Below are 12,246 nucleotides of genomic sequence, written 5' to 3' on the forward strand. Positions count from 1 at the left end.
AACTGGAGTCGGACACAGGCAGTCCCTGCGGACTGCCTGTGCCTACGGAAGGACCTGGGCCTCTGGCCCAGGGCAGGCCCTGCGCTCGGCCCGCGGGATTCGTGCGCCGTTCGCTACTTTTGGCAGCCCTGGCCGTGAGCGGCTTGGCCCAGGCCGCCCCGCCGGCCGAGCTGGTCGCGCAGCTCAGGGCCCAGTCGGACGCCTGGGACCAGGCCATCGTCCGCCGGGACCGCGCCGCCATCGAGGCCAACATGGCCGAGGATTTCCGCCAGATCGACGGCCGCGGCAATGTCGAGACCAAGGCCAGCTTTGTCGAAGGCCTGGTCTCGCCCGACCTCGTCATCGACCCCTACACCGTCGAGGACTTCGAGATTCGCGTCTATGGCGACACGGCGCTGCTCAGCGGCCGCACGCGCATGACCGGCCGCTATCAGGGCCAGGCCTTCAAGAGCCATTACCGCTACATCGACATCTACGTGAAGCGCGGCGGCGCCTGGAAGATCGTGAGCGTGCAGATCAGCCGCATCCCCGAACCCTGACCTGCTGACCAAGGGGCGCGGCAGTTGAGTTGAGCGCGCGGGTCAAGCTGGCGATCCGTCCTCGTCTTCATACATGACCCAGCGGCCCTTGCCGGCGCGCTTGCCGGCCAGCATGGCCTGGTCGGCGCAGGTGATCAGCGTGTTGACGTCGCGCCCATGGCGCGGGTACATGGCCACGCCGATGCTGATGCCCACCCGGGCCTCGCCGCCGCCCGGCAGGAGGACCGGCGCCTCGAAGGCGGTCAGCAGCCGGTTCAGCGCATGCCTTTCATCGTATAGGCCGTTGAGCTGGTTGAGCACCAGCACGAACTCATCGCCGCCGATGCGCGCCACCACGTCGTTGCCGCGCACACACGCGCTCAGGCGCTCGGCGGTGATGCGCAGCAGCGCGTCGCCGGCGTCATGGCCCTGGGCGTCGTTGACGGCCTTGAAGCCGTCCAGGTCCAGATAGCAAACCGCCAGCCAGCGGTCGTTGCGTTCAGCGTCGCGCAGCAGGAAGGCCAGGCGCTCGAACAGCAGCTGCCGGTTGGGCAGGCCGGTCAGCATGTCGTGGAAGGCCAGGTGGCGAGCCTGCTCCTCGCTGTGCTTGATGGCCGTGATGTCCAGCATCAGCCACAGCGACTCGCCGTCCGGCAGTGCCGTGCCGCTCAGGTCGATCCAGACCGGGCTGCCATCCTTGCGCCGCATGCGCAGCTGCGTGCGGTAGCGGTACGGCGCCTCCAGGCGCTGGTGTGCGCGGCCGACCTCGGCGTAGGACTCCTCGTCGAGGTAGAGCAACCGCGAGGACTGGCCGCTCAGCTCGCCAGGTTCGTAGCCGAACAGCCGGTCCAGGGCGGCGTTGTGCCAGACCTCGGTGCGGCCGCGCAGCCTGACCATCGCCACCAGCTCGTTGTCCAGCAATGCGCCCCGCTCGGCGGCCAGAAGTTCGACGCGGCGGCGCTCCTGCACCTGCCGGGCCTGGGCGCGGTAGATGAAGACCGAGAACGCGACCAGCAGCGCCTCCAGCAGCAACAGCAGCGCGGCCAGCACGCCGACCTCCCGGCGCCAGCCGGCATAGAAGTCCTCGGTGGCCAAGCCGGCCAGCATCAGCATCGGGTAGTCGGGCACGGCCTCGTAGGCGGTGGCGCGTTCCACGCCATCCAGCGCCGTGCGTGTGACGAAGCTGCCCTGCCTCGGGTTCGCGGCCAGTGCCGCGCGCAGCTGTTCGGACACCCGGGTCGCGCCGGTGCCGGCCTCGGGGTTGGCATCCAGCGGTGAATACCGCGCGACCAGCTGCAGCGAGCTGGAGCGCAGCGTCACGGCCCCCTGGGCGCCGACGTTGGCGCGCTTGAATTCGTCCCGGAAGCGCTCCGTCTTGATGCTGGCGTAGACCACGCCCATGAAGCGGCCGTCCGCGGCGATGCGGGCGCGTGCCAGGACCAGGCCCCAGCCGCCGATGATGCGCCCGCGCTGCGGCTCGGAAACGACCGTGCGCGTCGGGTCGGCCTGGGCCGCGCGGAAATAGTCGCGGTCGGCCATGGACACGGCCGGCCTGTCGCCAGGGTTGAGCACCAGGCCGTTGGCATCGGTCACGCGCAGCGCATCGATGGTGGGCACCAGGGCCCGCTGCTCCTCGGCAATGCGCGCGATCTCGCGAAGATCTGCCCCCTTGGCCTGCAGCTCATCCAGCCGCTTCAGCAAGGACTGCAGGCTGTTGTCCACCAGCTTGAAGCCCGCGCTGACGTTCTGGCCCAGCGTGTGTGCCAGATTGGCCGCCGTCTGGCGCGCCCGCGCCTCATGGGTCTGCTGGCTGGCATAGGCGACCCGCAGCGCGACCAGGACAACCATCGCCAGGATGACGAGGTTGCCGAGGATCAAGTAACGCTTGAAGCGCAGCAGGCTTGCGGAGATTCGCCAGGGCATGGAAGGCCAAGTCAGGGGTTGGCATGTGGTTTGCCCGCCCCGGCTGTCCCATGCTAGCCCAGCCGCGGTGCTTTCAGTGCCAGCCCGCGTCGCGCGCGGCGCGCTCCTGATCGGCATTGAGGGCCTCGCCGGCGATGAGGCCGTCCACCGCAGCCAGCACGGTGGGTGGCAGGGCGGTGGCGGCCTGGCGCATGCCGGTGCCGGGCGTGGCCGCCACGGCCGTGGCCTGCTGCAAGGCCCAGGCGCCGTCGCCGTCGCGGCAGGCCAGGCCGGCCGAGGCTGGCGTCGAGAAGCTGCGGCAGTAGCGGCCGTCCCTGGCCTTGAAGCTGACCTGGACCGCCACCGCACCGCCTGGTGCACTGGCAAGCTGGCGATCCAGTGCCTGGGCGATGGCGCCGGTGGCGACCAGGCGGTTCTCGTCGGTCGCGCCGGGTGGCGTCAGGCGGGTGCCGATCAGCGTGCCCAGCAGCAGCGTCGCGGCCATGCCGCCCCAGGCAGCCCAGCTGGACATGGCACGCCGGGCGCGCACGGCGCCGAGATCCACGACCGGGGCGGCAGGTTCGGCCAGCAGGGCCTTGAGCCGCTCCGGCACAGGCTCCTTCAGCACGCCGTCAAAGGCGGCGGCCAGGCGGCGGCGCTCGGCTTTCAGTTGATCCTCGTTCATGTTCATGGCCACTCTCCCAGCAGTTCCTGCAGCGCCTCGCGGGCGCGGGCAACGCGGCTCGTCACGGTGCCGACCGGCACGCCCAGCGTCTCGGCGGCTTCCTGATAGCTCAAGCCCTCGACCAGCACCAGGCCGACCACCGTGCGGTGCTCGTCGCTGAGCCTGGCCACGGCGTTGCGCACCAGAATGGCGTCGAGCGGCGCGCCCGTCGTGGCGCCGTCGCCGACGTGCTCGCCTTCCTCTTCGGGCAGGAAGGTCTGGCCGCGCCGTTCGCGGGCCCTCAGTTCATCGATCCAGGCGTTCTGCATGATTCTGAACATCCAGCTGTCCAGACGCGTTCCAGGCGTCCACTGGTCGGTGCGGGTCAGCGCCTTCTCGATGGCGACCTGCACGAGGTCGTCGGCGTCTTCGCGGGAGTGGGCCAGCGTCCTGCCGAAACGGCGCAGCCGTGGCAGCAGTTCGGCGATCGCCTGGCGAAGTTCGGGAAGGGTTTCGGGCATCGATACACGGACAACGGGCGAGGCATGGATTTTCTTCCCTCCGTCGCTCGTTATCCTCAAGAAAGCTGCTTCGACACCATGAAACCCCTTCTCGCCCTGACCCTCGCCGCCCTGACCGTGCCCGCCCAGGCCCAGCTGCGCCTGCCGCAACTGCCGGGCGTGTCGCGCCTGCCCGGTGTGGTGGACCGTGTGGTGGACCGCGTCGTGCAACCCCTGCCCGAGCTGTTGTCGTCCACCACGCAGCTGGTGGACCTGCGCGCGACGACGGTGCGCGACCTGCTGCAGCGGCACCCGGACGTCATCGAGGCCGACCCGCGCGGCGAGCTGATCCGCCGGCGTGAACTCGTGCTGCTGTCGCCCAGCGAGGCCGCCTTGGCCGCGGCGGCGGCCCTGGGCCTCGTCAAGCTGCGCGAGGAGGCCTGGCCTGAGCTGGAACTTCGCGAGGTCGTGCTGAGCGTACCTGCGGGACTGGGCACGGCCGAGGCGCTCGAGAAGCTGCGTGCGACCCAGCCGGACCTGCAGGCTGACTTCAACCACCTCTATGCCCGCAGCGGTGAGCTGGCTCCTGGCAGCGTGACCGCACCAACGCGACAGCAAGGCCCCGCACGCGTGGGCCTCATCGACGGCGGCGTGGACCGCCGGCATGCGGCCCTGCGTCACGCGGCTGGCGGCAGCTTCGGCTGCGGCGGCAGCGCCGTGCCGAGCGAACACGGCACGGCGGTCGCCTCCTTGCTGGTCGGCCGCGACCGCGGCTTTGCGGGCGCGGCCGTGAAGGCGGAGCTCTTCGCCGCCGACGTCTATTGCGACAAGCCCGACGGCGGCTCGGCCGAAGAGGTCGTGCGCGCGCTGGCCTGGATGGCACGCGAGCGGGTCGCGGTGATCAACCTCAGCCTGGTCGGGCCGCAGAACCGGCTGCTGGAACAGGGCGTCGCGGCCCTGGTCAAGCGCGGCCATCTGCTGGTCGCGGCGGTCGGCAACGACGGCCCAGCCGCGCCGCCGCTGTTCCCGGCGTCCTATGCCGGCGTCATCGGCGTGACCGGTGTGAACCCGTCGCGCCGCGTGCTGCCCGAGGCGGCGCAGGGGCCGCAGGTGCTGCTGACGGCGCCGGGTGCCGATGTCGCCGTGGCACGCAGCGGCGGCGGCTATGGCATCGCGCGCGGCACCTCGTTTGCGGCACCGCTGGTGGCCGGCCTGCTCGCTGCGGAATTGCGCGAACCCGACCCGGCCGCCGCCGCCGCGGTACTGGAGCGCCTGGCCGCCTCAGCCACCGACCTGGGCGCGCCCGGACGGGATCCGGTCTATGGCCGCGGCCTCGTGGGCGAGGACCTGCGGGTGGTGCCCGAGCAGTTGCAGGCGCGCCAGGCGCGCTGAAACACAAGGTTGCATCTGGGCGGGGAAGGATGTCTGGGCGGTGGTCGTTGTCATCAGTGAAAGGGCCGGAATGGCTGGCTCTTCCGCAACAACCATCCGGAGATCCATCATGTTTGCAACCCGTCGCACCCAAGTTCTTCGCACCACGCTGAGCATTGCCGCTGTTGCAGCCGGCCTGCTGGCTTCCAACGCTCACGCCGGCCTGCTTGGCGGTGGCGGCGGCCTCACCGGCGGCCTCACCGGCGGCTTGACCGGCGGCCTGAACGGCGCGCTGTCGCCGCGCCAGCTCGACATTGGCGGCAGGGCCAACGGCTCGGCCAATGGTCAGGCTGACGGCTCCTTGATCAAGGGCACGGTCGACAAGACCAAGGGCGCCGTCGGCGGCGTCAAAGACACGGCGACCGCCAAGGCCGGCGACGTCAAGTCCACCGTGACGGACAAGGTGGGCGAGCTGAGGGCCGCTGGCGAAGGCGCCAAGGACTCGCTGGGCAGTGCTGCCGGCAACGTTTCGGGCAGCGCCGACGGCAGCGTCAGCGGTGCGCTGAATGGCACGGCCAACGGCGTCAGCGGCAATCTGGCGGGCCAGGGCAGCGGCATGCTGAACGGCGCGCTGAAGCAGGGCGATACGCCCGCCGCGACGACGCCGGCAACCCCGGCCGCCCCGGCCACCACGGCGCCGGTGACCCCTGCAGCGCCCACTGCATCCACGACGCCTGCCAAGCCGGCCTCGCCGCTGGCCTTGGGCGGCACGGCCAACGGGGGTGCCAGCAAGAATGAATTCGGCGGCAGCGCCAGCGGCCAGGCCGCCGGCCGCAATGCCCAGGCGGCAGGCAGTGCCTCGGCCAAGGCTTCGCGCACCGACCAGTCGCTGGCCGTGGACGGTTCCGCGAACGGCAGCGTCAAGCGCTGATCGACCTCCGGCTTGAGCGGCAAGGGCGGCCTGCGGGCCGCCCGCGACGTTGTCAGCCGCGCCGCTTCAAGCGAACCAGGGCGATGCCGCTGCACAGCACCGTGAAGCCCAGTAGTACCGCGAAGGCGATCTCCGGCGAGATCCAGCGGAACTTGTCAACGCCGCCCGCCGCGAAGACAAGCTGGTTGAGGTGGAACTGCGGCCAGAACGGCGCCTGGAAGTACATCGACTTGGGCAGCGGGAAGAACACGCCCGACAGGTAGAGCCCAGGCAGGTAGAGCAGGTGGGCATAGGCCGGTGCGGCGGAGCCACTGGCCAGCGCGCCGACCATCAGACCGAGGGCGCAGAACGGGATGGCACCGGCCACCAGCACGGCGCTCATGGCGGCGAGCTGGCCGACGCTCAATGCCGTCTGGCCGCTGACGGCAGTGACCACGAGCAGGGGCAGGTAGGCGATCAGGCCGGTCACGACGCCCGCCACGATCTTGGCCAGCAGCCAGGCACCCGGCGGCGCGGGCTGGGCGCGCTTGAGGGTCAGCAGCCCCTGCTCGCGTTCCATCGCGAGCGACGGACAGGTGGCGAACACGGCGGCCATGGTCACGGCCATCAACGAGAAGCCGGCGAACATGAAGCGCGCGGCGTCGGGGTCCTTGGCGGTCTGCTCGCCGGCCACCGCGAAGGCGAACAGCAGGTACAGCGCCACCGGCAGCACGAACATCGGCAGCGCAAAGGCCGGGGCGCGCAGCAGGCGCAGCAGTTCCAGGCGCATCTCGACGGCGTAGGGAGAGGCCCGACGCGGGGTCGGCGCGGGGTCCAGGCGATGGGTCAGTGTGGTCATGCGGCCTCCTGGGTCAGTGCGTTGAAAGCATCGTTGAGCCCGGCCTGTTTCACCTCCAGGCGCGAGAGCCCGGCGTCGGCGGCGAGCAGGCGGCGCACCACCGTTTCGGCGTCGGTGGCAACGATGGCGAGCTGGTCGTGGTCGCAGCTGACATCCACCACGCCTGGCCACTGGCGCACGTCGCCTGGCACCAGCGAGGTCTCGCAGCGGATGTGGCGCCGCGACACCAGCGCGCGCATCTCGGCCACGCTGCCCGAGGCGATGACGCGCCCCTTGCCGAGCACGGCGACGCGGGTCGCCAGCGCCTCGGCTTCTTCCAGGTAGTGCGTCGTCAGCAGGATGGAGCAGCCCTCGCGCAGCAGCGCGCGGATGTTGGCCCACATCAGCTCGCGGGCCTGGATGTCGAGGCCGACGGTCGGTTCGTCCAGGAACAGCACCTTCGGCCGGCCGCAGATCGCGATGGCGAACTGCACCTGGCGCTTCTGGCCGCCGGACAGCTTGCCGTAGGGGCGGCTGGCGAGCGCGGTGATGCCGGCGCGCTCCATCGTGTCCTTCACGCTCAGCGGCTGCGGGTAGTAGCTGGCTGACAGGGCGACCAGTTCGTGCACCCGCAGATCCTTGGGCAGCTCGACGTCCTGCATCATGACGCCCAGCCCCTGGCGCCGTGCGATCTCCTGCGGCGCGCCGCCGAGCAGGCGCACGATGCCGGCGTCGGCGTCGTGCAGGCCCAGCCACAGCGAGATCGCCGTGGACTTGCCGGCGCCGTTGGGGCCGAGCAGCGCGAGCAGTTCGCCGCGCCTGAGCTGCAGGTCGACGCTGCTGAGCGCCTCCAGCTTGCCGTAGCGCTTGGACACGCCGCGCAGCGACGCGACGACGTCATCCAGCACCGCTTCTTCGGCCGGGGCCGCGACGGCACGGCGGGGATAGGCCCGGCCGTTGAGCAGCTTGCCGATGACGGTCGAGCGCACCCCCCAGTGGTAGCTCAGGAACAGCAGCGCCAGGCTGGTGGCGACGATGAAGGGGTACTTCAGGCTCCAGTGCAGCGGCCAGTCGCCCACCCAGACCTGCAGGGCTGCTACCACCGGCAGATGGGCCAGGTAGATCCAGTAGGACGCATCGGCGACGTAGCGCAAGGCCGGGCTGTGGGCGGACAGGAAGCGCAGCGCGGCGCCCGTGATGGCGAAGCTCCAGCACCAGGCGGAGGCGACGAAGGCCAGCGTGAAGATCAGTTTGGGCTGATCGGGCATGCCGAAGACCGGCTGGGTCTTGAGCACGTAGAGGCACACGGCCGACGACGCAAGGGCCAGCGCCAGATGCGGCAGCCAGCGTTCGCGCAGCGCCGCCAGCGCCCCCGGCGCGCGCTGCACCAGCCAGCCGAAGGCCAAGGCGGTGCCATAACCCACGGTGGCAGGCAGCTGCGGGATCAACGACTGGTCGGGCGTGGGAATGCCGGCCCAGGGCATCCACATCGGCAGCGCCAGCAGGCTGGACGCCAGCGGCAGGCCGAGCAGCAGCGCGCCGGCGGGCCAGCGCAGAGCGCCCGTCGTGAGGCGGTCCACGAGACCGCGCAAGCGTTGCTGCCGGTCCAGGCGGGCGACGACGCTGCGCACCAGCAGGGCGCCGGCGTACAGCCAAAGAAGCTGGTACAGGAACCACAGGTGGAACAGCGGCAGGGCGCCCAGGGCCTTGGGCATCTCCGGCGGCGCCGGTGGCGCGCCGTGGAAGACCTTCTGCATGCCCCAGCCCCACACGGCAATGATGGCGACGAACAGCAGCGGCCAGCCGACGACCAGGGGCACCGCGACGCGCTTGCCGCGATGGCCCCAGAAGCCCGCGGTGCCCAGGCGCTGGTGCAGCAGCCGCGCGAAGTAGCCGGCGATGAAGAAGAACAGCGTCATGCGAAAGCTGTGCGCCACGAAGCTCGCGTCCGCCAGGAAGGCGCTGGGCGAGTTGTCGTTCATCGCCCACAGGCCCGGTGGCATGCCGGGGATGAAGGACAGCATCGCGTGGAAGGCCACGCCCAGCAAAAGGGCAAAGCTCCGCACTGCGTCGAGGGCGTGCAGCCTCTCGCCGTTGGGTTGGGTGGGCATGGAAATCTCCCTAGAGGAAGTCGCGCCGTCGTGCGGCGCTGAACAGGGGCAGGGACAGGGCGAGGAGGGTGAGCGCCGCTTCGGCGGCCAGCAGTTGCCAGAACGTGGCGTTCCAGACCGGGGTGGCGGCGAGCATGTACTGCCCCACTGCCGGAATGCGGCCGACGCCCATCATGAAGAGGGACACCGACATGTTGGTGAGGATGACGACGCCGCCCATGGCAGCCTCGGAGTGGATGTGCAGCGCGGCGCACAGCACCAGCGCGAAGTTCAGCAGCAGGAAGGCGCACAGCAGCGCGGCGTAGGGCAGCAGGCCGTCGGCGATGCCCGGCATGGCGAGGATCAGCGCGACGGCGCCGGCGCTCAGCAGCGCCCAGGGCAGCAGGAAGCACACGAGCAGGCCGAGAAGCTTGGCGCGCACGTAGTCGCCCGGCGACAGCGGCAGGCTCAGCATGAACAGCAGCGAACGGTCCTTGCGTTCGGAGGCCACGCCGAACAGCGCCAGCATGACGCCCAGCGCGATGATGGCCGTCAGCCAGACGATGAAGCCGATGTTGAAGCCGATCTCGCCGCTGGCCGCGGTCACGAGGCCGGCGTAGCCGGCAGCGGTGGCGCCCACCAGCAGCCAGCGGTAGAGATACAGCTCCTTGGCGACGAGCTTGCGGGTGATGGCGTTCATGGCCGGGCCTCCCGGCTGTGCATGACGGTGGCGACGAAGACTTCCTCCAGGCTCATGCGGTGCACTTCCTGGACCGGTGAGCCGAGGCGGGCGAGGAAGTCGTCGCTGAAGCCGTCGACGGTCAGCGTGACGTTGGGGCCGTCGACGTCGCGATGGACGATTTCCGGCAGCCGCCAGTCGGGCAGGCCTTCCGTTGCGAGCTTGGGCAGGCGCAGCCGCAGCGTGCGCCAGCGTTCGATGAAGTCGTCCTTATTGTCTGAGGCCACGACGCGTCCGCGGTCGATGAAGGTGATGCGGTCAGAGATGCGCTCCACGTCGACGGTGTTGTGCGACGAGAACAGGATGGAGCGGCTGTCGTCGCGCAGCACGTCCATGAACTCGGTCAGCAGTTCCTGGCGGGCCACCGGGTCCATGCCCGACGTGGGCTCGTCCAGCACCAGCAGGCGCGGGCGGCGGGCCAGGGCCAGCAGCAGCAGGGCCTTGGCCTGCTCGCCGGTGGACAGGTGCCTGGCCGTCTGCCCGGCATGCAGGCCGAAGCGCTTCAGCAGCGTGGCGGCATAGGCCGCATCCCAGCCGGGATAGAGGGCCGCGACGAAGTCCATATGCCAGGCCAGCGTGGCTTGCGGCAGCAGCTTCATGTCGTCGCTGACGAAGCCGACGTCGGCCTTGGCCACCGCCTGCTGGCTTGGCATGTCGTGGCCCAGCAGGCGGATGCAGCCGGCGTCCGGCGTCAGCAGGCCCATCAGCAGCCGAATGGTGGTGCTCTTGCCGGCGCCGTTGGGGCCGACGAGGCCCATGATCTGGCCCTGCTCGAGATCCAGGGACACGTCTTCCAGCGTGAAGAAGCGGAACGCCTTGCGCACGCCGGTCATCTCTATCGCCTTGGCGCTCATGCTTCGGGCTCCTGGTTGTTCAGCGCGCTGCGCAGTCGTTCGATCAGTTCGGGCTCGGGCATGGCGAGCGACCGGGCGATCTCGCTGGCGGCGGCGAGGTGGGTGTCGAGCTGGGCCAGGCGCATGTCCTTGGCCAGGCCCTGCGCATCGGCCACGAAGGAGCCCTTGCCATGGCGGGTGACGATGACGCCCTCGGACTCCAGGTCCAGGTAGGCGCGCTTGACGGTGATGACGCTGACCCGCAGGTCCGCCGCCAACGCGCGGATGGACGGCAGCTCCTGCCCGACGGGCCAATCCCCGGCGGCGACGCGCTGGCGGATCTGCTCCACGATCTGGAGGTACATGGGCCTCGCGTCGGTCTGCGAGATGAAGAGGCTGCTGTGCATATTGTGTATACACAGAATATATGCACAGTCGAGCGGATGCAAGCGGCGAAACGAAAAGAGCGGCCCACGGGCCGCCCTTGCCGGTCGAAATCGACGGCTCGTCTAGAGCTTCAGCAGTGCTTCCAGGTTCACGCGCAGCTTGAATTCCGCCGGCGCGAGGCTGGCCGTGATGGCTTGCGCCACCAGCCGCGTGTCGCGCGGCACCGGGTTGCTCAGCGGGCTGCCGCTCTTGCCGATCAGCGCAGCCACGAGGGGCTCGTTGGCGCTGAAGCCGCGCTTGAACACGATGCCCACCTCGCCATTGGCCAAGCGCACGATGCTGCCGGGCGGGTAGAGGCCCACGGTCTTGATCAGCGCCGCGCCGGCTTCGTCAGGCTGGCCGAGTTCGTCGAGGAAGACGGCCCGGGCGGCCGCGGCGCCGCTCATCGCCGTGCGGCTGCGGCGCGGAGACAGTCGGGCGCCGAACAGGTCGATGCGGCGCAGCAGCCGGGCCAACTTCTCGCCGTCGCTGCGGCCGGCCAGCGGGCCGGGGCCGGCCTCGTGGTGCAGCCGTACTGCCGTCAGCCAGACGAGGTCGGTGATGCCAACCTGGGCCAGGCGCTGCGCCGCGCGGTCCCCGTGGGCAGCCAGGGCCTGCCGCTGAGCGGGCGTGGCGGCGTCGAGTTGGTTGGCCAGGCGGTCGTGGGCCGGGCCGGCGCCGTAGTTCATCGTCAACGCGGCGCCTTGCAGCGCGCTGCGCAATTCGGGCGCCAGCTGCATCTGCTGGGCGACCAGGTCGCACAGCAGCAGCGTCAGCAGCGCATGTCGGGCGCTGTAGTCGCCGAATTCCTGGCTGCTCTCGAAGATCAGCAGCATCAGGGTTGCGTCAGGGTGGGCGTGCAGGCGTTTCAGTGCGGTGTCGCGCAGCGCCCCCAGCCGGGCGGTGAAATCAACCGGATCGGCCTCGCGCAACAGGGTGTGGGTGTGCAGCAGCAGGTTGGACCAGGTCTCGCGCGGGCCAAGTTCGACCTTGGTCGGTACCAGGGTGTCGAGCCGGAAACTGCCGTCGGCCTTGGCGATGTCGGACAGCGACACGTCCTGCATGACCATCGTGTCCAGCCGGTGGGCCAGCGCGCGCTGGTACTCCATCGTGTCCGACGAGTTCACCCAGGCGCCGCCATCGACGAGGCTGCGCACCAGCGGCGAGTCGCGCAACACCTGGCCGCGCGCGAACAGCAGCTTGCCGTTGGCGTCGAACAGGTCGTAGGGCAGGGTCATGCCCAGCCGCAGCGTGCGGGTCGGTAGGGGGATGAGGTCGGAGGCCATGGATTGAGGCATTCTCAACGGCCTTCGGCTTGCGCAAGGCAATCTTGAGCGTTGGCGAAGGGGTGGCTGCGTAGAATTCCCGGCCATCCGAGGAGCGCTGCGACGGGTTTCTTGCCTGCCAGGCTCGGATTTGTTGAAACGGCGCTCATCGATCCTCTGCCTGAGCCTC

General features: G+C 70.1%; 12 protein-coding genes and 1 riboswitch. Of the genes, 3 read left to right on the top strand and 9 right to left on the bottom strand.

Going from position 1 to position 12,246, the window contains the following annotated elements; all coding sequences use genetic code 11:
• The first annotated feature begins 134 nt into the window (after positions 1 to 134).
• Positions 135 to 539 (top strand): nuclear transport factor 2 family protein, encoded by a 405-nt coding sequence (locus tag ASC95_RS31160; RefSeq protein WP_162250766.1) that lies wholly within the window; start codon positions 135 to 137, stop codon positions 537 to 539.
• Positions 540 to 581: 42 nt separating this feature from the next.
• Here ASC95_RS31160 and ASC95_RS12740 read toward each other — a convergent pair whose 3' ends face one another.
• The 3 genes from ASC95_RS12740 to ASC95_RS12750 form a co-directional block, all read right to left on the bottom strand.
• Positions 582 to 2,441 (bottom strand): diguanylate cyclase domain-containing protein, encoded by a 1,860-nt coding sequence (locus tag ASC95_RS12740; RefSeq protein WP_057298060.1) that lies wholly within the window; start codon positions 2,439 to 2,441, stop codon positions 582 to 584.
• Between the two features lie 73 nt (positions 2,442 to 2,514).
• Positions 2,515 to 3,111 (bottom strand): hypothetical protein, encoded by a 597-nt coding sequence (locus ASC95_RS12745; protein ID WP_057298061.1) that lies wholly within the window; start codon positions 3,109 to 3,111, stop codon positions 2,515 to 2,517.
• Complete coding sequence (locus ASC95_RS12750; RefSeq protein ID WP_057298062.1) at positions 3,108 to 3,605, bottom strand: RNA polymerase sigma factor; 498 nt, start codon at positions 3,603 to 3,605, stop codon at positions 3,108 to 3,110. The genes ASC95_RS12745 and ASC95_RS12750 overlap by 4 nt, the downstream gene beginning before the upstream one ends.
• 78 nt (positions 3,606 to 3,683) lie before the next feature.
• Here ASC95_RS12750 and ASC95_RS12755 point away from each other — a divergent pair, with 78 nt between their 5' ends.
• Both ASC95_RS12755 and ASC95_RS12760 read left to right on the top strand, forming a co-directional pair.
• On the top strand, positions 3,684 to 4,976 hold the full coding sequence (locus tag ASC95_RS12755) for a S8 family serine peptidase (RefSeq protein ID WP_082567735.1): 1,293 nt from the start codon (positions 3,684 to 3,686) through the stop codon (positions 4,974 to 4,976).
• A 109-nt stretch (positions 4,977 to 5,085) separates the two neighbouring features.
• The gene (locus ASC95_RS12760; RefSeq protein WP_057298063.1) at positions 5,086 to 5,886 is read left to right on the top strand and encodes a hypothetical protein; all 801 of its coding nucleotides are present in this window, start codon (positions 5,086 to 5,088) and stop codon (positions 5,884 to 5,886) included.
• A gap of 52 nt (positions 5,887 to 5,938) precedes the next feature.
• Here the strand turns inward: ASC95_RS12760 and ASC95_RS12765 are convergent, their stop codons facing one another.
• From ASC95_RS12765 to ASC95_RS12790, 6 genes are all read right to left on the bottom strand, one after another.
• Positions 5,939 to 6,724 (bottom strand): ABC transporter permease, encoded by a 786-nt coding sequence (locus ASC95_RS12765; RefSeq protein WP_057298064.1) that lies wholly within the window; start codon positions 6,722 to 6,724, stop codon positions 5,939 to 5,941.
• A complete protein-coding gene (locus tag ASC95_RS29945) occupies positions 6,721 to 8,814 on the bottom strand; it encodes an ATP-binding cassette domain-containing protein (RefSeq protein WP_082567736.1) in 2,094 nt (697 codons plus the stop codon). The genes ASC95_RS12765 and ASC95_RS29945 overlap by 4 nt, the downstream gene beginning before the upstream one ends.
• Before the next feature lie 10 nt (positions 8,815 to 8,824).
• Positions 8,825 to 9,493 carry an ABC transporter permease gene (locus tag ASC95_RS12775; protein ID WP_057298065.1) on the bottom strand — a complete coding sequence of 223 codons (669 nt, stop codon included), beginning with the start codon at positions 9,491 to 9,493 and terminating at the stop codon, positions 8,825 to 8,827.
• Positions 9,490 to 10,386, bottom strand: coding sequence for an ABC transporter ATP-binding protein (locus ASC95_RS12780; protein ID WP_057298066.1), 897 nt, complete (start codon positions 10,384 to 10,386; stop codon positions 9,490 to 9,492). The genes ASC95_RS12775 and ASC95_RS12780 overlap by 4 nt, the downstream gene beginning before the upstream one ends.
• The gene (locus ASC95_RS12785; RefSeq protein ID WP_057298365.1) at positions 10,383 to 10,730 is read right to left on the bottom strand and encodes a GntR family transcriptional regulator; all 348 of its coding nucleotides are present in this window, start codon (positions 10,728 to 10,730) and stop codon (positions 10,383 to 10,385) included. The genes ASC95_RS12780 and ASC95_RS12785 overlap by 4 nt, the downstream gene beginning before the upstream one ends.
• Positions 10,731 to 10,874: 144 nt before the next feature.
• Positions 10,875 to 12,077 carry a hypothetical protein gene (locus ASC95_RS12790; RefSeq protein WP_057298067.1) on the bottom strand — a complete coding sequence of 401 codons (1,203 nt, stop codon included), beginning with the start codon at positions 12,075 to 12,077 and terminating at the stop codon, positions 10,875 to 10,877.
• An 83-nt stretch (positions 12,078 to 12,160) separates the two neighbouring features.
• Positions 12,161 to 12,231: riboswitch (S-adenosyl-L-homocysteine riboswitch) on the top strand.
• Positions 12,232 to 12,246 lie beyond the last annotated feature (15 nt).

It is taken from the genome of Pelomonas sp. Root1217 (genome assembly GCF_001425705.1).
Lineage (GTDB): Bacteria > Pseudomonadota > Gammaproteobacteria > Burkholderiales > Burkholderiaceae_C > Pelomonas.

What these genes read in the sequence shown, in the direction of transcription:
- ASC95_RS12740 (WP_057298060.1), bottom strand. Translation starts at nt 2,441, where the DNA reads ATGCCCTGGCGAATCTCCGCAAGCCTGCTGCGCTTCAAGCGTTACTTG.
- ASC95_RS12745 (WP_057298061.1), bottom strand. Translation starts at nt 3,111, where the DNA reads ATGAACATGAACGAGGATCAACTGAAAGCCGAGCGCCGCCGCCTGGCC.
- ASC95_RS12750 (WP_057298062.1), bottom strand. Translation starts at nt 3,605, where the DNA reads ATGCCCGAAACCCTTCCCGAACTTCGCCAGGCGATCGCCGAACTGCTG.
- ASC95_RS12755 (WP_082567735.1), top strand. Translation starts at nt 3,684, where the DNA reads ATGAAACCCCTTCTCGCCCTGACCCTCGCCGCCCTGACCGTGCCCGCC.
- ASC95_RS12760 (WP_057298063.1), top strand. Translation starts at nt 5,086, where the DNA reads ATGTTTGCAACCCGTCGCACCCAAGTTCTTCGCACCACGCTGAGCATT.
- ASC95_RS12765 (WP_057298064.1), bottom strand. Translation starts at nt 6,724, where the DNA reads ATGACCACACTGACCCATCGCCTGGACCCCGCGCCGACCCCGCGTCGG.
- ASC95_RS29945 (WP_082567736.1), bottom strand. Translation starts at nt 8,814, where the DNA reads ATGCCCACCCAACCCAACGGCGAGAGGCTGCACGCCCTCGACGCAGTG.
- ASC95_RS12775 (WP_057298065.1), bottom strand. Translation starts at nt 9,493, where the DNA reads ATGAACGCCATCACCCGCAAGCTCGTCGCCAAGGAGCTGTATCTCTAC.
- ASC95_RS12780 (WP_057298066.1), bottom strand. Translation starts at nt 10,386, where the DNA reads ATGAGCGCCAAGGCGATAGAGATGACCGGCGTGCGCAAGGCGTTCCGC.
- ASC95_RS12785 (WP_057298365.1), bottom strand. Translation starts at nt 10,730, where the DNA reads ATGTACCTCCAGATCGTGGAGCAGATCCGCCAGCGCGTCGCCGCCGGG.
- ASC95_RS12790 (WP_057298067.1), bottom strand. Translation starts at nt 12,077, where the DNA reads ATGGCCTCCGACCTCATCCCCCTACCGACCCGCACGCTGCGGCTGGGC.